This window comes from Aliikangiella sp. G2MR2-5 (assembly GCF_015687155.1).
Lineage (GTDB): Bacteria > Pseudomonadota > Gammaproteobacteria > Enterobacterales > Kangiellaceae > Aliikangiella.
The window spans coordinates 37657-58572 of the sequence record NZ_JADPQF010000008.1 but is presented as its reverse complement, the minus strand read 5'-3'; the positions used below and the strand labels follow the sequence as shown (position 1 = coordinate 58572).

13 protein-coding genes and 1 other RNA gene are annotated in these 20916 nt (G+C 43.9%); 3 read left to right on the top strand and 11 right to left on the bottom strand.

The window, feature by feature from the left end:
• Nucleotides 1-70: 70 nt before the first annotated feature.
• Entirely contained in the window at nucleotides 71-586 is a 516-nt protein-coding gene (locus IYN84_RS19420) for an FHA domain-containing protein (protein ID WP_196140936.1), read from the bottom strand.
• A gap of 21 nt (nucleotides 587-607) precedes the next feature.
• Nucleotides 608-1387 carry a PP2C family serine/threonine-protein phosphatase gene (locus IYN84_RS19415; RefSeq protein ID WP_196140935.1) on the bottom strand — a complete coding sequence of 260 codons (780 nt, stop codon included), beginning with the start codon at nucleotides 1385-1387 and terminating at the stop codon, nucleotides 608-610.
• Between the two features lie 132 nt (nucleotides 1388-1519).
• Between IYN84_RS19415 and ssrA the strand changes: the two genes are divergently transcribed.
• Nucleotides 1520-1866: a transfer-messenger RNA gene (ssrA, locus tag IYN84_RS19410) on the top strand.
• Nucleotides 1867-2349: 483 nt separating this feature from the next.
• Here the strand turns inward: ssrA and IYN84_RS19405 are convergent.
• A complete protein-coding gene (locus IYN84_RS19405) occupies nucleotides 2350-3447 on the bottom strand; it encodes an NAD(P)/FAD-dependent oxidoreductase (protein ID WP_196140934.1) in 1098 nt (365 codons plus the stop codon).
• 501 nt (nucleotides 3448-3948) lie between these two features.
• Nucleotides 3949-4767, bottom strand: a complete 819-nt coding sequence (locus IYN84_RS19400) for an endonuclease (protein ID WP_196140933.1) — start codon at nucleotides 4765-4767, stop codon at nucleotides 3949-3951.
• Between the two features lie 423 nt (nucleotides 4768-5190).
• Here IYN84_RS19400 and IYN84_RS19395 point away from each other — a divergent pair, with 423 nt between their 5' ends.
• Together IYN84_RS19395 and IYN84_RS19390 are read left to right on the top strand one after the other, a co-directional pair.
• Nucleotides 5191-6048, top strand: coding sequence for a GGDEF domain-containing protein (locus IYN84_RS19395; RefSeq protein ID WP_196140932.1), 858 nt, complete (start codon nucleotides 5191-5193; stop codon nucleotides 6046-6048).
• A 295-nt stretch (nucleotides 6049-6343) separates the two neighbouring features.
• Nucleotides 6344-7384, top strand: coding sequence for a fatty acid desaturase (locus IYN84_RS19390; protein ID WP_196140931.1), 1041 nt, complete (start codon nucleotides 6344-6346; stop codon nucleotides 7382-7384).
• Nucleotides 7385-7483: 99 nt separating this feature from the next.
• Here the strand turns inward: IYN84_RS19390 and IYN84_RS19385 are convergent, their stop codons facing one another.
• From IYN84_RS19385 to IYN84_RS19355, 7 genes are all read right to left on the bottom strand, one after another.
• Nucleotides 7484-8929 carry a lyase family protein gene (locus tag IYN84_RS19385; RefSeq protein ID WP_210330742.1) on the bottom strand — a complete coding sequence of 482 codons (1446 nt, stop codon included), beginning with the start codon at nucleotides 8927-8929 and terminating at the stop codon, nucleotides 7484-7486.
• Entirely contained in the window at nucleotides 8922-10265 is a 1344-nt protein-coding gene (nhaA, locus tag IYN84_RS19380) for a Na+/H+ antiporter NhaA (RefSeq protein ID WP_210330740.1), read from the bottom strand. Before nhaA ends, IYN84_RS19385 begins: the two co-directional genes overlap by 8 nt.
• Before the next feature lie 4 nt (nucleotides 10266-10269).
• Nucleotides 10270-10476: a hypothetical protein gene (locus tag IYN84_RS19375; protein ID WP_196140929.1), complete on the bottom strand. Its 207-nt coding sequence runs from the start codon at nucleotides 10474-10476 to the stop codon at nucleotides 10270-10272.
• Nucleotides 10477-10519: 43 nt separating this feature from the next.
• Nucleotides 10520-11533, bottom strand: a complete 1014-nt coding sequence (hflC, locus tag IYN84_RS19370) for a protease modulator HflC (protein ID WP_196140928.1) — start codon at nucleotides 11531-11533, stop codon at nucleotides 10520-10522.
• Complete coding sequence (gene hflK / locus IYN84_RS19365) at nucleotides 11530-12588, bottom strand: FtsH protease activity modulator HflK (protein ID WP_196140927.1); 1059 nt, start codon at nucleotides 12586-12588, stop codon at nucleotides 11530-11532. Before hflK ends, hflC begins: the two co-directional genes overlap by 4 nt.
• Before the next feature lie 254 nt (nucleotides 12589-12842).
• Complete coding sequence (locus IYN84_RS19360; RefSeq protein WP_196140926.1) at nucleotides 12843-15404, bottom strand: aryl-sulfate sulfotransferase; 2562 nt, start codon at nucleotides 15402-15404, stop codon at nucleotides 12843-12845.
• Between the two features lie 249 nt (nucleotides 15405-15653).
• On the bottom strand, nucleotides 15654-20900 hold the full coding sequence (locus IYN84_RS19355; RefSeq protein ID WP_196140925.1) for a hypothetical protein: 5247 nt from the start codon (nucleotides 20898-20900) through the stop codon (nucleotides 15654-15656).
• Nucleotides 20901-20916 lie beyond the last annotated feature (16 nt).

The window sequence follows — 20916 nt, the reverse complement described above, 5'->3', positions numbered from 1 at the left end:
ATCAATAACCTTTGTATTCTAAAATATCTATGCAACGGCTATTTCAGTTTAAAAACCAGGATGAAAAATATCACATGAGATAATACAAAACGCCGCCCAGTGCAGCCGCCAATGCAACACCGACCACAATCAACGGTAGGTTGCTGTTAGCAGCTTTCGCCACCGGCATATGATCATCCACCATCGCAAATACAAACTCGACACCAGCAAACGCGACCCTATCTCCAGGAGTAATCACTTGCTCCGCGACCTTTTCACCATTTACAAAAGTTCCATTCGACGATAACAAGTTAAGCACTTTCCAGTTGTCACCACTTTTAATGATATGTGCATGCATCGAAGAAACACTGGTGTCGTCTAATACAATATCACTATTGGGACGGCGTCCCACTTCCATTTTATCTTTGTTCAGGATGTACTTTAATCCTGATACATTGGTGCTCACGCCAATTAACGCAGGCGTTGTAGCATCTGGCGACTGACTTTCGGCAATCTCTGCGGCGATCATCTCATTCACTGAGTCAACGTTAAATACCTGCGTTCCCTGAGGTCCTGTAGACGTGTCCTTCTCAGTCTTATTGTTCATTAACTACCCCTGTATTAACAGTTATTTGTATTTGCTAAATAAAGCTTTAATTTTTTCCCATAATCCGGGTTCGAATTGAATGGGGGACTCTACCAATATGGCACTAATATTATCTTTACCACCGGCCGCTTTGGCTAGCTCGACCAGTTGGACCATTTTTTGTTCTACCGAATCCGAGTTCCCCAATACCTTACTGATTTCGGCCTCAGAAACATCATCACTTAATCCATCACTACACAGTAAAATGCTTTGTCCGGGAAGCCACTGTGCTTCCAGTGTATCCACCTTCACGTCCCCTATTTCAACGGAACCCAGACACTGGGTAATCATATGACGCTGAGGGTGAGATTTTGCCTCCTCCGCAGAGATTAACCCTGAGTTGATCAAGCGCACAATCAGTGAATGGTCTTCGGTTAACTGACTCAACGACTTTTTTTTGTGATCCCAGAGATAGGCACGACTATCACCGACCCAGGCAATTTGGTAACTTTTGGCGTTGGCAGCAAGCGCTACCACGGTAGTTCCCATCCCGGACTGGCCCTGACCTTCTTCACCGGCTTTGATTATCTGTTTGTGTGCTTTTTGAATGGCTTGACTGAGGTCGCCCGCTTGCAGGAATTCGCTCGATATCGTCTCTGCTGCCAGCTGGCTGGCAACCTCCCCACAGGCATGTCCTCCCATACCATCGGCGACCAACCAAAGTCCATCGCCAGAGTATAACGAGTCTTCGTTTAGCTCTCTGACACAGCCAACGTCGGTTATTTGTACAGATTGACAACAAATATGTGTGTTATCTTCCATCGGGCCCTTGAAATTCACCAGTTAATTCATATATTTATTGTTATATTCGTTTGTTAGCGCCACTAAGTGTGGCATAATTTAACTTCTGTTTCGAGTAATAAATAGACACACTGAGAACCAGTAACTCTTTATGGGGGCGACATTGGCTTCGACGGAGATTACAAAACTCAAGGTGCATGCCGAGGTGTCAGCGAACCTCGTACCCACTAGCTGAACAATATAGTTGCAAACGACGACAACTACGCTTTAGCCGCTTAAGGCTAACTGTTACTCCTGAGCGTCACCGGTAGGGAAATAACAGTCATATACGGAGACTCGCGTGTAAGGGTGTTTGCCCCCCAAGCGTTAAACTTAAGCAAACTCGCCCATAGCCTCCTGTTAGTCGGAAAAGCTCTGGGTTAACTTATAGACTAACTAAGCATGTAGTACCAAGAGCAGAGGATTTTCGGACGCGGGTTCGATCCCCGCCGCCTCCACCAGTCTTCGTTCCCCAGGCAATGCCTGGGGAACTTCGCCTTGGCGAGCCCGAAGGGGAAGACTGCCACGGCATAGCCATCTTCTCAGGCGAAGCCGGGCCATAATAGATCCCTAAAATTGTCTTTTAATTTTAGATGCCTTTATCGAGAAAAATCACAACATTTATACATAAGGATAAGAATGTTGCTTTTTTAGAAGACATAATATTTTCTTAGAACTTAAACCTAACAAGTGATCTGACCTTTTTGCTCGGCAGCACTGCGGCTAGCCAATTTAATTTTCTATAGAATTACTCAGACAACTGCTTTTACTGAAGAATTAGATCAAGCGGATTGGCAGTGTAAACTTTTAGCTTTACTCTCTTTACTTACTTTACTCTAATTATTTTAATCCACTTTAGTTAATTGAACCTGACTTATATTGTTCGATCAGTTTCACTTAATACAGGTTAATTTATATAGGTGCTGACTGGTTATAAATAACCTTTAACCAATCAGATTCCTTACATATTTTGCAATCTCTAATGACGCAGTCAATCCTGGAGACTCAATACCAAAAAGGTTGATAACAGCATCTGTTCTTTCAATATAAAAATCTTTGAAGGAATCATTGGGGCCCTGTAATTTAGGGCGCACCCCAACATAATCAGATGAGATAGTCCGTTGTTCGATTTCAGGGTAATAGGCTGCTATAGCTTTCTTAAAACGTGCCTCAGCCAAACTATTGAATTGATAATCAACTTGCTGAATATATTCAACATCAGGACCAAATTTAACCTGACCTGCCAGGTCAAGCGTTGCATGCACCCCCAACCCCTGAATCTTTTTTTCAGTGAGGGGATAAATCAAGTGACTAAAAGGGGATTTCCCTTGCAATCGAAAGTAATGGCCCTTTGCATAATAATATTGAGGTAGCGACAACGGGTCGATACCTTCTATATTTTTGGCCAACTCAACTGCATTTAAGCCTGCCGCATTAATAAAAATGCCACAAGAGATCGTCATAGTCTCAGCGGATAGCCTGTCTTTACAATGAACATTCAAGCCATTTTCAGTACACGCTACTCTTTCAACCAAAGTATTCGCAACATAATCTACGCCTTGATTTTGTGCCAGACCAAGTAACGTAAGCATATAAGAGTGACTGTCGATAATGCCTGTTTGCGGAGAGCTAATCGCCATACAGGCTTTAATTGCCGGCTCATGCTTTTTACAGTAATCAGAATCAACCAAATGAACTTCTTCGACGCCATTATTTACTGCATTGTGATAAATCGACTCAAGCTGTGCTATGTCTTGACTATCGGAACAAACAATGAGCTTTCCCAGTTTTCGATAAGGGACGCGGTATTGCTCACAAAATGAATAAAGTCGCCTTCTGCCTTCAATACATAGCGTTGTTTTCAACGCATCTTCCGGGTAGTAAATTCCAGCATGAATCACTTCACTGTTACGACTACTAACTTCCTGACCAAAGGAGGAATTTCGTTCTAGTAGTAAAACAGTCTTTTTTTGCGTCGCCAGTTCTTGCGCAATCGCCAGGCCTATAACACCTGCACCAGCAATACAAATATCAAATTTCATTACGATATTGTCCTTACAAAGAAAAAGCCAAAGCATTTCCAGAATATTGAAAAAATATTAAAAACATATGCATTATCCAACAGGACGCTCCTAAGAAAAACAGGAGGCTCTGCAAGTCACCAGGCTGATGCAGGAAGATTAGGATAGCGAGATATGGTTGAATGATGCAAGTAAGTCTGCGCCACAATAGCCACGTACCGAGACTATATTTACTTCCTGGTTAGTGTGTAATTTTTTAGCAGATTGAGCCTTTACCTGATACTTAAACCGAACAACTTTATTCTCAATACTTACTGATGTTTCGACTATCCTTGATTTCTCGACTATCTCTGAAACAAGATCACATGTAGACGAACATCCCTCTATTTTCCGAGAATGCCGCCGATGGATAATTGTTGATTGGGAAGAGGTAGCCTGATTATATATCAAACACTCCTCCTTTTGATCTATTTAACTACCTTTTTACTATGCTTTTGACTACAGAGAGCTAGTTTCATCGCTTTATAGCTTTTTAGCGAAAGCCTTACATTTCTTTTCCAAAAACTCGTTTATTTTTCCCTGAGCAGCAGACTTTAATTCTGCAACCAGACACTCTTTTTTGCTTACCGGATCACTTCTCTCCCAGGCAGCAAATAATTGCTTTTGTTTGCGGCTAATTTTGAGACCGTACTTTTCTTCAAAGTAAAAATAAGTTCTCGCGATATCCCCTCGAATATCTTCCTTAGGTTCAAACACACGTGCTTTAAAATCTACTTCGGCGTCACACCTGCCATAAACTCTGGGTTCACCTTCAATCATCCCAAATCGATAGTTCGAGCGGTCACCGTTAACCTCACCGACCGCTGGTACCAGGTTAAATAAATCGCCTTCCATTTCTCTGAACTTTGCATTGACCTTACTACAGTTTTTTCGACCGCCATTTTGCCAACACTGAAGCTGATGACCAAACTCCCAGGCAGGGACAACATGCTCCCATTCAATGCGTGACGCCCTTCTTTCTTGTTTGCGGGGAGTGAAACCACAAGAGTTCCAGTCAGGAACTAGTTTCTTGCCGTCCCAGTTGATTTCGCACCCACAGTAGAAAGTCTCGGGAGATTCCTTATAGAGGTCCTTCAGAATACTTTTCGCTTTTCTGAATGTGATTACATCACGGGAATTCACTTTGGCGTTTAGGCTTGTCGATAACAGCTGATGGCTTGTAGAAGAGAGCTGATGGCTTGTAGAAGAGAGCTGATGGCTCTTGGAAGGAGTTGAAGCTTTCGGTGATTTGGAAAAACTAATGATGACGATTGAGGCAAGTATAAGAAGGTATCGATTCATTAACAAAGTACTGCATTTTGAGATATGGCAGAATGATACAAGTAAGCCAGCTCAAAATCACCTCATATCGAGATTGCTATTTTTCTCCTGATTAGTCTGTTTGGCAGACACTTATATAGCCCGACAGGTTAATGGATGCAAGAACTCCGGATCGGAACAACATAACATATTGACTTTAATTCATTTTTTAACACGAGTACTGTTTCAACACTTAAACCGTACGTTTTAACCTCTAAATCTACACTCTATGCAAAGTGCTGTTCTTTAGCTGCATGGCATTCACCTACAACCTCTATAAACCTATCACCCACTAAAATACAAAAACACTCATTAATGGTTGATAACGGACACTTCTATCGAAACAGATGAGGTAAGCTATACTAAGTCACTCAAGCTTATGGCAAACGTTAAAGTGGAGCTGGATTGGAAAGGCTGAGGACTATATTAAGTATTTTAGATAAACGCTCCAATAAATATGTTTGGTGGCTATGCTTACTGATGCTTTTCTCTCTGGCAATCCTTACAGTCTTATTCGGTAAAGACTTGTTTTTGGAGGTTTTCTATATTTTTCCTATTACTATTGCCAGCTGGTATGGCTCTAGCAAAGCAGGAGTAGCATTAGCTTTATTCTCGACCCTTATACTGCTTTTAATTTACGCATATCAGGAAAGGATTGATGCTATAGCTTTATTTTACTATGGTCTTTCCTGTGCCGTCAGCTTCTCTATTCTGGCAATACTAATCACCAATTTCAGGAATGTTCATCGGGTCGAGTCTATAGCAGCAGATACCGACTCTCTTACAAACGTATATAATTCCAGAGGGTTTTATATCGAGCTGGCGAATGAGTTAGTACGCTCATCCAGATACGAGCATATATTTTCTCTGGCCTATATCGATATCGATGATTTTAAGGCTATCAACGATTCCCATGGTCATCCTGTCGGGGATCAATTGCTGATTGAAGTTGCAGCCTGTTTGAAAGATTCGTTAAGAGCAACTGACACTATTGCCAGGTTAGGCGGTGACGAGTTCGCCTGCCTGTTGCCAGAAACCGGACAAGAAGAAGCAAAAGCCGCCTTTAAGAAAGCAAGTCAACAACTTGAAAAGCGGATGACTTATTGCAAGTGGCCTGTCACCTTTAGTGTTGGCCTGGTAACTTTCGAAGTTATGCCTGATGATATAAAAGAAGTAATAAAAATCGCTGATGACCTTATGTATTCTGTAAAAAACTCTGATAAGAATAATATTTCATATAAGATTTGGCAGGGAAAAGTCTAGCTTTCTCATTTGAACTCAGTCCAGGCAGGAAAGAGCCAAGCACTTGACATTCTTTTCGCCCCAAAATTCAAATTGATGCGCCTCTGTGTGAATGACTTAAACACTTTAGCTACATTGACATTCGTAGAAACATTACTACCGTTCCTTATTTTCGTTTTTTCCTAGAGTGCACCAATACTACTGTCTATAATATAAAAACATAAAAATATCGAAATTGAGTTACCTATTGGAGAAAAACTAGCTTGAGATTTTATTTCTGAAAAGAGGTTTAATTGAAAGAAATGAGTTGTACACTATGGAGCATCATAATACAAATCCCGAACACAATATTAAGATTGCCGAACACAGTGATGGATTGCGAGTCGGTAAAGAACTGCTTAAAGCGACGTTACCTTTTGCCAAAGAGTCCAGAAATAAAAGCAGGCGATTAGTCTTCACCGTTTTTTTCTTATTGTTTACCTCAATGGCGGGAGCCGGGCTCGCGCAGTGGCCCTGGTTGCAATTGTTATTTTCACTTAGCAGCGCAATGTTAATGATACGTGCGTTTATTACTTTTCACGATTATATGCACGGCGCCATCCTCTCCAACTCATCTTGTGCCCACTATTTTTTTCACTTATACGGTATGCTGGTTTTGGTTCCGATGCATGCCTGGCAAAAGAGCCATAACTACCATCATGGACACGTAGGAAAGGTCGACACGCTAGGTGTTGGGACTTTCCCCATAATGACCACAAAAATGTGGCAAGCAGCGTCCAAATGGGAACGCTTTTACTATCGCTTACAACGCCATCCGTTAACCATGCTTTTGGGTTATCTGACAATTTTTGGCATCAGTTTCTGTTTGTTACCTTTTTTAAAAAGTCCGATAAAACATTTTGACTCGTTATTGTCATTAGTGTTGCACAGCTCAGTCATTGCTATCCTTTGGTATTTTGGTAGTTTCAGTACGGCATTTTTTGTCATTCTATTGCCGATGATGCTTAACTGTGCGTTTGGCTCCTACCTCTTTTTTGCCCAACATAACTTCAAGCGCATGACTATTATTACGCCGAGCGCCTGGAATTATTATCGAGCAGCGTTGAAGTCGTCCAGTTATTTAAAACTAAACAAATTCATGCAATGGGTGACAGGTAATATTGGTTATCATCATATACATCATCTCAACGTCAGAATCCCTTTTTATCGACTACCCGAAGCGATGAAAGCTATTCCTGAGCTACAGACACCAATAGTCACGACTTTGGGGTTATCCGAGATGAGCAACTGTTTTAAATCCTGCCTCTGGGATGAAAAGGCACAACGCATGGTCAGCTACCGAGAAGCTAAAAAGTAAAATAACGTCAGACATCCAGATCAATGAAATACAGCGAGTTTTAAGAATTGACCAGTCCCCATTTTGAACAGTCCGCGTGTTGACTAATCCAGATATTGACTAATCCGGTGATTGACCAGTCTGTGTATTCAAATGTTCATCCAGTAATTGATTAAACTGTGCAACACTGAATAAACCAAGGTCCTCCGCAGCAGCGGCCAGGGATATTTTTTTCCGGGCTGCCTGCTTGACAATTTTGGCAGCAACGTCGTATCCAAGTTGGGGAGCTAAAAGTGTTATTACCGATAAATTATTATGCATATTGGCATCAATTTGAGTTTGGTTAAGTGCTAAATCTCGAATACAGTTTTCTGAAAAAGAGGTAACAGCATCAACCAGCAACTCAATACTTTCCATGACGTTATGAATAATTACCGGACGGTAAGTGTTCAATTGCAGGAGCCCGTTTGAGGCAGCAAGAGAGACAGTCAGATCATTGCCCATGACCTGCAAGCACACCATGCTTAAAGCCTCGCATTGGGTTGGATTGACTTTCCCCGGCATAATGGAACTGCCCGGCTCATTAGCAGGAAGATGCCATTCATTAAGGCCGCAGCGTGGTCCGCTACCCAATAGTCGAAAATCATTCCCTATTTTAAACAGGGTAGCGGCCAACTGTTTAAGCGCGCCGCTAAGCCTCAACAAAGATTCCTCACCTGAAACTGCCGCATATAAGTTTGGATGTTGAACAAATGGTAGCTGATATTGCTCCGCTAACAGCGCAACGGCTTGCTGACCGAATAGCGCCGGAGTATTGGCACCTGAACCTACCGCAGTGCCGCCCAGCGCTAGCTGGTATACCGACTCCAGACTCTCATGAATGGCCTTTTTTGCTGCGTTTGTCTGATTGCCGTGAGCCGACAAAATCGCCCCCGCATTGATCGGTAAAGCATCCATCAAATGAGTTCGAGCGACTGTATAAACGCTTTCAAACTCTCTTTGTTTTTGACGTATCTCGTGCTCGATCAACTCTAGTGATGGCAGCAGAAATTCCGTAATCTGTTTGGCGATGACAATATGCATAGCCGTGGGAAACACATCGTTGGATGACTGTGACATATTGATATGGTCATTCGGATGTAAAAAATCATCTCCGTTTAAGTTTTCTTTCTGTTTACTTTGATGAATAAAGTGGTTAGCCAGTGAGGCGATAACCTCGTTAACATTCATATTCGTTTGTGTGCCAGAACCGGTTTGCCATACTCGCAACGGAAATTGGTCGGCGTGCTTTCCTTTAAGCAGTTCATCACACGCATAGACAATGGCTTCCAGCTGCTTATCGCTTATCAGCTGAAGTTCGTGATTGACTTGCGCAGAAGCGCGCTTAATTGAAATCAGAGCGTCAATAAATCCCTTTTCGAAGGTATGTTTTCCAATAGCAAAATATTTAAGCGATAGCTGAGTTTGTTTGCCCCACAGCACTCTTTGTTCTTCATTGGCTATGGTAGAGTTTTTTGAGGCGACATTCGTTTTTCCTGTTGTATTTTGCATCGAAGATTTAACCATTGTGGATACCTTTATCTTCTTCACCTGAAACAGAAAAATATCGAAGCAACGCGAAGCCAAATAGTGCCGAGAAAACTGACGCTGACAAAATCCCGAACTTCACTGAAACAATTTGCTCTGGACTATAAGCAAGATTGGCAATAAATAGAGCCATGGTAAAACCTATCGCGGCTAACATGCCTCCGCCAAGAATCAGCGGCCAATTTAGACTGGCCGGTAGCACCGCAATTCGCAACCGCACCGCGACCCAACTAAACAAGAAGATCCCTAGTGGTTTGCCGACCACGAAACCAAGAAATATGGCCATCGTCAAGGGAGAACTAAAGTCTATGCCGGCAAAAGCCACCCCAGCATTCGCAAAGGCAAACAAAGGCATAACGACAAACCCCACCCATGGATGAAGTATCATCTCCAGGCGTTCAACCGGTGAGAGCGCTTCGCGAGCAGCCGCCTCAGCCGTTTTCAATACCTTACGATCAGGTGTGTCACCGCTCCAGTGATCACCCGGAGGATAAGCTACTACACAATCCATAATCGTATGTAAACGCTCATCGGTTATCCATTTTTTTGTTGGAGTCATTAATCCCAGAACGACGCCGGTGACTGTTGGATGGATACCAGAAAAATCAACGGCTAACCATATTATCGCCCCCACTATAAAAAACAAAGCCATATTGCGGATACCGATGAAAGCCATTATTTTAACAACGAAGAAACCAAGTAACGCAAGCCCAATGGAAAACCAGTTAATCTCACTACCGTAACCAACGGCAACAACGATGATAGCACCTATGTCGTCGACTACGGCTAAGGATAGCATGAACACTCTCAAACTTTTCGGGATGCGAGTACCTAAAAGGGCCAGGCAACCGATCACAAATGCGGTATCCGTTGCCATAACGGTTCCCCAACCAAGCTGGCCTGGTTCGCCGTATTGAAAAAAAAGATATACCAGTGCCGGCACGAGCATACCGCCTACTGCGGCGGAAATAGATAACATTGCAAGACGAGGATTTCGCAACTCTCCCAAAACGAGCTCTCGTTTGAGTTCAAGCGCAATCAGAAAGAAAAACAGCGTCATTACCGCGTCGTTTATCCATCCATGTAATGAGCGTTCAAATGTATAGGCACCTATATTTACACCAAGCGGTACATGCCATAAGCTATCGAATAATTCTCTTAACGGGGAGTTTGCCAAAAATAAAGCCAGTAAAGTGGATAGCAGTAAAACAACTCCTGCGGCCGCCTCAATTTTAACAAATCGAGCGATAGGTTGTACGACCCAATCAACATGTTCTTTGGGTAATTGAGTTGGATGGCCCCGCTTATCATTCATCATTTCATAAGTCATCTTTGCCTCTTTTTGATAATTGAGCCTCCTCCTCGACTTTCACAGGCAAGTTCAAACTGGATTGAACTTGCTCATGCTTCGCATAATTGATGGCATCTTGAAGAACGTCATATTGGTATTGCTTATAGCGGTAAATACTTTTTTGTTCACTAGTTATGCCGTACTTTTTCATCGTAGATAAATCAACAATTTTCATTTTTTCAAAACCTGTCTATATACGAACTAATGAATGGTTACTATTAACGTTTGTCGTTCACCTTAATTTTCAGTTCATCAGTCGAGTTTTGATCGACGGTTTGAATACCATCAATAAATTTAAACAGCTCATTGTTCGTCGATAAAACTAAAGTGGTGCTTTCGGATATAACCGTAGCATAAGATTGCATCGTACGAGTGAACTCATAGAGTTCTACTGCTTGCGGACTTTGGTTGTAGGCGAGCGCATAAATTTCCGTTGCCTGCGCATCAGCAATCCCTCGAATTTTTTCCACTTGTTGATAAGCTTCTGATTGAATTCTATTGAGCTCTCTCACTCGATCACCACGAATCCTGGCGGCCTCTCCATTTCCTTCCGATAAAAAACGTTCGGCAATTTGTCGACGTTCACTAATCATGCGTTCGTATATTTTAGGCCTTACACTCGCGTTGTAATTAATCCGTTTAAAACGAATGTCGAGTAATTCAATCCCAAACACTTTGACCTTATCGGCCGCAGCGGTAAATATTTCTTGCTCCACAAGTTTTCGACCTTTATGAATAGGAACCAACTGTCCGACATTTAAGTCTGAATCCTTATCTTTTAATCCCCCAATTTGTAACGGTTCTCTATTTTTCGTGGTGCGAATAATTTCGATGAGTTCATGCTTTGCTACAGCATTACGTGTTTCACTACCAAGAATATCATCAAGCCTGGACTGAGCACTACGTTCATCTTTCAGCCTTAGAAAATACTGCAGCGGATCAGTAATACGCCAACGAGCAAATAGATCAACAGAAATATAGAGTTTATCTTTAGTGGGCATATCCGACGGCTCGCCGTCCCATTCCAATACACGCTTATCGATTGCATTAACAGACTGAATAAAAGGCATTTTTATATTGAGGCCGGCATCGACCACCGGTTCACCTACGGGTTTACCGAATTGAGTAATAATGACTTGTTCAACTTCACTGACCGTATAAAGGGCACTTTTTAAGCTAAGAGCAACACTCGCGATTAGTCCAATAAAAAACAAAGCTTTCAGCATTTTCATTGTTTTCCCCTTGTATTGCTATCCAGGTTGAGCAAAGGTAAAACATGACTGCTTTTCTCATCGATGATAATTTTCGCTCGAACTTTTGGTAAGACTTGTTGCATTGTTTCGATATAAATTCGACGTTTAGTAACCTCTGGAGCCTTAATATATTCCACATAAAGGGCGTTAAATCTTGCAGCATCACCTTCAGCTTCATTTATGCGCTTTAAACGATAGCCATCGGCTTCACGAATTCGCTGATCTTTTTCACCCAGAGCAAGCGGGATAACTTTGTTGTAGTCTCTACGTGCTTCATTAATCAGTTTTTCTTTTTCCTGCTGAGCTTGATTAACTTCATTAAATGACTCTTGAACCGGTTTTGGCGGATTGATATTTTTTAGTTGCACCTGATCGATACTGATCCCCATTGCATACTTGGTTGATAACTCCTGCATTTTTACGAGCGCTTCAGACTCAATGTCTTGACGACCAACCGTAATCACTTCATCGACAGTACGGTCACCCACGACTTCGCGCATGACGGACTCAGATACATATCGAAGAGTGTCACTGGGCTCTCTTACTTCAAATAAAAATTTGGCTGGATCAGATATTCGATACTGTACAACCCATTCAACCAGCGCGGCATTTAAATCGCCAGTTACCATTTGAGTTTCGCGACTATGATCATAAACCCGCGAGGTTTGATAAGGATCGGTTGCACCAGGCGTTGAAAATCCAAACTCTTGCTTTAATTGTCTTTTGATTGGAACTATCGTTGCTGAGTCAATACCAAGGGGAAGCTTAAAATGTAGGCCAGGTGAAACATTGTCGACATACTTGCCAAAACGCTGTACGACCGCAACGGAATCACTTGGGACGGTATATAACGCGGTCCAGATAGTGAGACCGGAGAAAAACAATATAAAAATTATAAAGAAACTTGTGGGACTTCCACCTGGAAGAAACTTTTTATAATGGTCGAAATTTTGAACTAGGAGTCGTTCTAAATCTGGAGGAGGCTTACTATTACGCCCCCAAGGGTCTCCTGGAGGGTCATTATTCTGGGACATAGTGTGTGTCTCCCTGAATTAGATGAAAAAATTTTCATCTAATTCCTTTGATATTGGGGCAGAAGTCATATTTACAAGGGAGAATCAATAATTAAAGATAAATACTTTTAATAAAAGATAATGATTAAATGTTTAAAGCATCACCTTCAAGTGGGGATCTTTTATTAAAATGCTGTGCAAATTAAGCCTCTTCCACTATCAATTAAACCGCTTCAAAGGTTTACGCCATTGACAGAGTAAACCTGCGGTTATCGTCAGCTATTATTAATCCCCAAATCCTGCGGCGTTCCCTTAATACAACCCACGTTGTAAGGAAAGTCATAAGTCCAGTGATAGTGGTACATATTCCGAATTTCACCATCCCATTCAATATCGTGAGTATGCCCATGACATTCATCCAGTTCCGCCGATGACAGAGCTTTTCCATCTTCACCTCTCGGACCAAAAATACCAAAACCATCCTGAATATAGCCCATCAGGTGAGAGTGACCGCCATCGTCAGGGTCCAGCAAATCCAGCACATTTTGCCCCAGAAAATGGTGATGGTAGGTTTCTGTACCATCGGTATGACCGCCACTGCTATCCAGCATTTCAAAAGCCGAAGCATCGGTTCCAACAGTCGATGAGCCCTGATAAATCGGGGAGCCGGTTAATGAAATGCCTGTCGCGCCAAATCCAACACAACTTGGCTCAGGGCTTACACTAGGTATGGCATCAAAAGTTATCTGAACCTGATGCGCAGAAATGAAATTAGGGTTTTTATCATATTCAAATGCAACGGTGCCCTGCTCAACCGGGAAAGTTCCGGTGGGTGTCGTTGGCAGCGCGTTGCCGGTGATAATTCGGTTCCCCTGCCCATCGAGTGTCACACTGAGTTCACTGTTATAGTAATTCTCGCCTTCAACCTGGGGTTTGATAATATAGTTCCAGGAACCATCTGCATTTGTCCAGTCATCTGAAGGCGCGGCACCAGCCCCATCCTCAGGCAGACGACACAGCCAGAGCTTACCCACTTCAGGTTCCATATCGCCCTGTATGCGCTGCAAAATCAGCGTGTCTCCTATCGGCAGGTGAGTCAGGTCGGCATTTACAATATGGTCATTACAACTGACCATAACATTAGCAGTATTATGACTGATCGTGCCGGATGCATTTTCTATAATGCAGCTATGATTGTCGGGTTCGCTGATTAGCTGAATAGCGTATTGCTCGCCATCCGACAAATTTCCAGAAAACTCAAATGTCGTTGTACCTGCAGGCAGTGACAAGGTTTCAACTCCATCACTAATCGAAAGCCCGTCCAAATGCAGGCCGGTTATTTTGCCGGATAGTTTTAGCGCGGTCTCAGCCGTACTTTTTATTGCTAAAAAATCACTCCAACCAACCCGCTCTGAACGATAAAGCGTCTCGTTGTTAATATGTAATTCCCATAGCGTTTGCGAAGGAACGTTTGCAGTCACTTCAATTAAATGCGCGTTGTCGTTACTACCGGGGCCGCCGGCTGTGATCAGAATATTGCCATTCGGCAATTCATCAACATCCCCCATAGCCTGGGTATATTTGTTGATGACATATTCCCAGCTTTGGGTCGCGCTCATGCTGTCAGTATTGACCCGATATTTAACCGCACGACTATTGTTGGTGCTTCCCGGCAGCTCCGACTCATTACGATTATCGTAAATCAGATAGTCGCCATTAACAGTTTGCATCGGCGCATGTTGAGCCGACATCCAGCTTCCTTCAGTCAGGCTTAAAAATTTATTCTGTAGCGACTCATTCGTGTTGCCTTCGGCGCTTCCCAAAATCCAGTTAATATCTCCGCTGGCATGGTCAATATTGATAACCCAGCTCTGGTTGCGAGCTGACAGTAAAATCGATCCATCGTCTTGCTGGAAAATGGCGTTGGAATGGCTCCAGTCATAAGAGCCGTCGTCCAGAATACGGGTCGACAAGACGCCAGGAAAACGACTGGTATCAAGGTGTTCAAAGCTGGACCATTCCCACACTAAAGCACCTGCAGAACTATATTCCTGAATACGGTCGCCTTTTAGCATTTTGCCGTCAAACTCTTCGTATTCGTTGGTCAGCACCATGATATTGCCATTTTCAAGGATGGTGGCTTCGTGATGGTAGTTTGGTAACGGGTAAGTAGAAAGAATATTACCCGCCATATCAATAACCCAGACTTCGCGACTCAACATTAGCATCAGACGACTGTCCCCCAGATATTTGATGGCAGAGGCGCCTCCCAGCATTGACGCATCGCTATTGTAAAAATACCAGACAGGTACTCCCGATTCGTCGACACCGATAAAGTGAGACTCGGAGTCTGAAATGGCAAAAAAGGTAATCCCCTGATAACTGCTATCGCTTGTCGTAACCAGCTCCATATCCGGCACAGCAAACGGAAGTGCAGGCGTAGTGTAAGCCAGCGGTTCACTGGTTGTAATTTCTCCAGATTCACGAGTGAGCACCGCGGTAAACTGGTAAGCTGTTTGCGGCCTCAATCCCACCACGGTGATGCTGTGGTTATTTAAAGCGGATGAGGTTGAGGTCTCATGTACTCCACCTTCGGCCGACTCAAATCGAATAGACACATCGGTCAATTCTTCGGTAACCACATTGGCATTGACCATCAGCACATTGCTGTTATGCGCGGTTACGCTAAATTCCAATGCCAATTCATCTGCCGGAGTATCGACTACTTCTTCTTCCTGGTCAGTATCAGTATCGATACCACCGCCACCACAGCCGGTCAGAAAAAAAAGACTCATAAAGAGAAGCAGTGAAACTTTTACCATCACTTTTCGAACCATTGATTACAACCTCATTAATTTTTACGAATATGCTTGTTGTAACGAGTGAATGGCGAAATGGTTTACAGGCGAGTGAAATTTTTTATTGTTTCTTAATCCTTGTTGTTTGTTGAATTCAGCCTGGTAGGTTGGGTTAGCCTTGCTAACCCAACAAATAAACTCAAGAACAATGTTACTGTATCGGCAACCCCCTACTTTTGAAATTATTGGGTTTAGTACCTCAACCCAACCTACCAATATTTCTAATTACTACGCCCTGCTCTTTTTCAAAGTACTAGTTCTTTTTCGCATCGTCAGAAGAGTCAAGAATAACAACATCCAGAACATTGAACCGCCACCACTGGTTTGTTGAACAGAAAGAGGCTCGGCATCGTTCACATCTAAAATACCGTCGTTATCATCATCGCTGTCCGCATTGTCACCAACGCCATCCAAGTCAGTATCGAGCCACTCGGTACTGTCCAACGGGAAAGCATCTTCGCTGTCAGCAACACTATCGCCATCGTCGTCCAAGTCGGCGTTATTACCAATACCATCACCATCGGTATCTACTGATTCAGATTTGTCCAACGGGAAGGCATCATCACTATCGGCCACACCATCACCATCGTCGTCCAAGTCGGCGTTATTACCGATCCCATCACCATCGGTGTCCACTGATTCAGAACTGTCCAACGGGAAGGCATCTTCGCTGTCAGCAACATTATCGCCATCGTCGTCCAAGTCGGCGTTATTGCCAATACTATCACCATCGGTGTCTACTGATTCAGAACTGTCCAAAGGGAAGGTATCGTCACTATCGACAACACCGTCATTGTCATCATCAGTATCTATTGAATCAGGAATTCCATCCAAATCGGTATCAAGTGGTCGACTGTTTGAATCGAGCGGATCAGAGCCGACCGCGACTTCTATCGCATCAGAATAACCATCATTGTCATCATCAGTATCGGTATTGTTACCGATACCGTCACCGTCTGTATCTTCAGACTCAGTTTCGTCCAATGGGAATGCATCTTCGCTGTCGGCAACATTGTCACCGTCGTCATCAGTATCAGCGTTGTTACCAATCCCATCACCATCAGTATCCACCGACTCTGTAGCGTCTAACGGAAAGGCGTCTTCACTGTCGGCAACATTGTCACCGTCGTCATCAGTATCAGCGTTGTTACCAATCCCATCGCCATCAGTGTCCACCGACTCTGTAGCGTCTAACGGGAAGACGTCTTCGCTGTCAGGAACGCTATCATTATCGTCGTCAGTATCAGCGTTGTTACCAATCCCATCTCCATCAGTGTCCACCGACTCTGTAGCGTCTAACGGAAAGGCATCTTCACTGTCAGGAACGCTATCATTATCGTCGTCAGTATCAGTACTGTCGGGCTCGCCATCCTGATCCGTATCTAATGGTGTCGATGTTGCATCAAGCGGATCGCTCCCTTCGTCAATTTCAACTCTATCGCTGTAACCATCGTTATCATCATCGAGATCAGCGTTATCACCTATGCCATCGCCATCGCTATCCATGGTTTCGTCAGCGTCGTCGGGAAATGCATCACTGTTATCGCCCACGCCGTCATTATCCGTGTCAGCTGATTCAGAGACATCTAACGGGAAAGCATCGTTCAAATCATCGGTACCATCGCCATCAAAATCACCGTAAAAATCATATTCAATCGCACCGATATCGAGCTTAGGATAAATCGGTCCGCCCAGTTCTTCTGGATTATCCGGATTGTATTCGCCCATTAAACGGGCATTACCGAGCAAGTCTACTGCGTCTGATGGAAGTTCACCGGTCTCACCCGTGTCGATATTTGCGCTGCCGGGTATTGGGCGGTAGTCACCGTTATCCGGATCGGCTAACTCGACGGTCCCCGTTGAGCTAATGCCACATTCACTGTCTTCTACCCAACTGGCGGTTTGTTGTTCCCAATTTGAAACATTACACACGGTTGAGCCATTTGGGCCTTTTAACAGCAGGCTATTACGTAACTGGGCTTTACCGTCACCCCAAATAGCAATGGTTCCGCCTTCACTGTTGTAAAGGGTGCTGGAGAACAAAGAAATTTGCCCATCAGTGGTGCGCACAGCTGATGCCCTGCCACTTACATTAGCGATAAGGCTGTTTTCCATATACAGATCGAAGTCATCGCCATTAATAGCAGGCGCTGTCATGTTTTCGATTAATACCGAGTCAAGAATAACAGTTGAGTTCGATTGCATATGGATAGCACTGCCGTTTCCGCTATCAGTTGAAGCGACTAAGTCATCGGCTTGATAGGATGCCCCATTGCGCAACGTAAGCCCGATCAGATGTGGAAATTGTGTACCCGCAAGCCCAGCCGTCATCGCTACATAAAAAATGCCACTTTGTCCTTGCGCATCAAGCACAACGCTATGATTAGCGTTAATTTCAACGCCTTTTTTAATTAGCAGTGGGCTTTGCAATGTAATGGTCATCGCATCACTAAAATCAATGACGCTTAACTCCGAATAAACCTCACTTGGACATAAATCAATCAGTGCCTGCCGTAATGAGCCTGGGCCATTGTCAGCATTGCTGGTAACCGTAATATGATTGGATACGCAAGGGCTGTAGGGATCATCATCAAGCCGACGTAGAAAGGTTTCACCATTAAAGGTTAACTCGATAAAATCAACAACACCATCGCCATCGATATCATCATCAACCGTATCGTCTAAACCATCGTTATCAAAATCCGGAAAGTTGCCATAGCTGGTTGGGAATGGATCTTCTGAGTCACTGGTACCATCACCATCAGTATCGTATTTTAGTGGGTCGGTTAAACCGGCAAGCTCATCTTCATCACTGATGCCGTCATTATCATCATCTAAATCGGCGTTATTGCCAATTCCGTCTCTGTCTGTATCCAAATATTCACTGGCATCGATAGGGAATCTATCTTCCCAATCGGCATAGCCATCATTGTCATCATCGATGTCCCAATCATCGGATATGCCATCACCATCGGTATCCAGTTGCATCTTCACGCCAACAGAGCACTCGGTTGGGCCAGACTGTAGATGGCTGCTGGGCGTCACACAAAAACGAATCACCGTACCGGCAGCTACATCTTTCTGAAAGGTGATTTCATTCTCACCCGCATAGTCCACCCAAGTGTCAGACTGCGCATATTGCCACTGGTAAAGACTTTGATACTCCAACCCATCGTAAGCATTATTGTTTGGTGCAATATAAGTGTATTGGCCGATTAAACCAGCCCCCGCTAATGGCTCGGCGTATTGCGGCTTAACCTTTACATTGGTTGCGAACGGTATTTGCCCTACTTTGATCCAGTTGCCACAACGTTGACTATTGTTAAACGTCATGCACATGGTGACGTAGGAATTGCCATCATCTACCGTTGCCTGATAACCCAATTGATTGGTCGCAACAACCACAGCGTCATCAACTTTTCCAGTAGCAGAGCGCAGCCAGACAAAATTCGTCGCTTCAATGGAGTAGGCGATATTGGCAAAAAGATAGTCGCCAACACGGATATTTTGCCCCACTTTGGCAACCTGAGGCTTAACATGCGACTCACCGGTATAGGACATATGAGGCAGCGAATCCATAAGGTAATGATAATCTTCAGGATAAACCGCAAACTGATACGTCAAATTACCCGTTGCCTGGAAGGCTCCATAATTGTAGGTAGGAATGGTCTCACAACTGTCGCACCATACTTCTGTCAAAGACGCATCGATTCTGGCATAAGCAAATTGCCAGGGTTCCGCGAGGCGCTCAATCGTCACTTTGCGATCCTGACTTTGTTGATGCACCTTTAAAAGTTTAGCGTCAGTTGGCACATCAAAATTTAAATAATCAAGGGTTTGGTTAGCAGCCCAACTTGGCGGAGTGAGTCTTTCGCTGTATGAGCCTTTATCATTTAAACCGCTATCGTTGACAATAAAAAAACCCTGAGCGGTATCCGCTGGTGCGTGCAAGCCAATTGTATTACGCTCTTCGTAATCATATAAAGACGTCGTCGGGATCCACTCAAAAGTTCTGTCTTCAATAATGGTATCACCCGGCGCGTAATCGACACAGGCAGTATTTACGCTATCAAAAACACAGGTGTTGTAATGGTAGGTAGCAAACCAGTGCCAGTAATTATTACTACCTATGAGTACATGGTCCCAGCCTCGATCAGCAACAAAGTTGGGAAACATCTGCGCTAAGGTACCAGTTATCGGTTGATTGTCGGCGTCGGTAACCGGCGCTGCCATTTCAGCTTTAACCACGGCTTCCCAATTGTCGTAGGCTTCTGAATACAGCGTACGTTCCATTTCAAGCGGTTCAAAGTCACTATCGACATAAGGCAAACGTGGGGTGTCAAACAGGCCACGACTAAACACATCGACGGGCATCGATAAGTAAATACAATAGTTTTGTACATCGTCATCCTCGGCACAGGCAGCTTTGTTTAACAAGGGCGAGGTCGCCGCACTGTGCGGGTAATTTTGAAAATGTGATTTGGGTACCGTTAAATAGCTGCCACCACGGATATTGGTACTGGTATCCAGATGCGTTTTTATCGTGTTAGCAATACTGGTGAGATTACCCAACACCATAAAACCCACGCGGCCTGCAAACACCCTACTTCCATAACTCTCTTCGGCATTTCTTTCTTGCATCAAGCGCAAGCTAACACTGGAAATATCACCAATACCTGCGGTGACAGTAGCACCTTGATAGGTTTCCATATCCAATAAGTTTCTAAATAAAGTACCGTTATGGAATAGCATGGGTCGTTGCAATTGCGCCACGGTCACCGCGTCGTTAAAAGTCGCACCTAGCTCGATGGTTTTACCACTAAAACCAGTATCTTTAAGTTCTGTGCTAGACACCAACAGCATGCGGCCATCCACTAAACGGTGCCAACCCTCTTCCGCAATAAAATAATGGACTTTAGCGCCCGCAAAATTGGCTGAAACACCTTCGGCGAAACGAATGTCAAATAAGAATTGATTTCCAGAAGTGATCGGCGCAGTCGGTACGATAATCGCGCCAGAAGTGCTACTTGGATCTTCAAATGAAACGAAGACGACGGGACGACTGAAAATACGATCGGTCCAGAGGTCTTCAATTTCATTGTTTTCGCCAACCACTAAGGTACCGGCTTCGCTGGGTACACCCAATAATGCTGGAGCGCCATCGATGGCAATGTAGTAAGCGGATAGATCAGAAGTGTTGCTACCGTCACTGGTGTTGAATCGCCATTGGCCATTGCCAACTTCCTGAGCTTCGCCGGATTTTATTGGGTTCACGACTTGCACAAACACACTGCGCTGTTCGCTGTTGGTTAATCCCACGTCGACAGGCGTTGTACTCAATTTGGGGCTCACACTGCCCGATTCAATTGAGGCCGACACGAGGTTGGTCATCAGTAAACCAATGATCAACAACACCTGTTTAAGGCGAACTAAACACTGGATTCGGTTAATTGAAATGCCATTAATTTGTTGCATTATTACTCCACGCGCG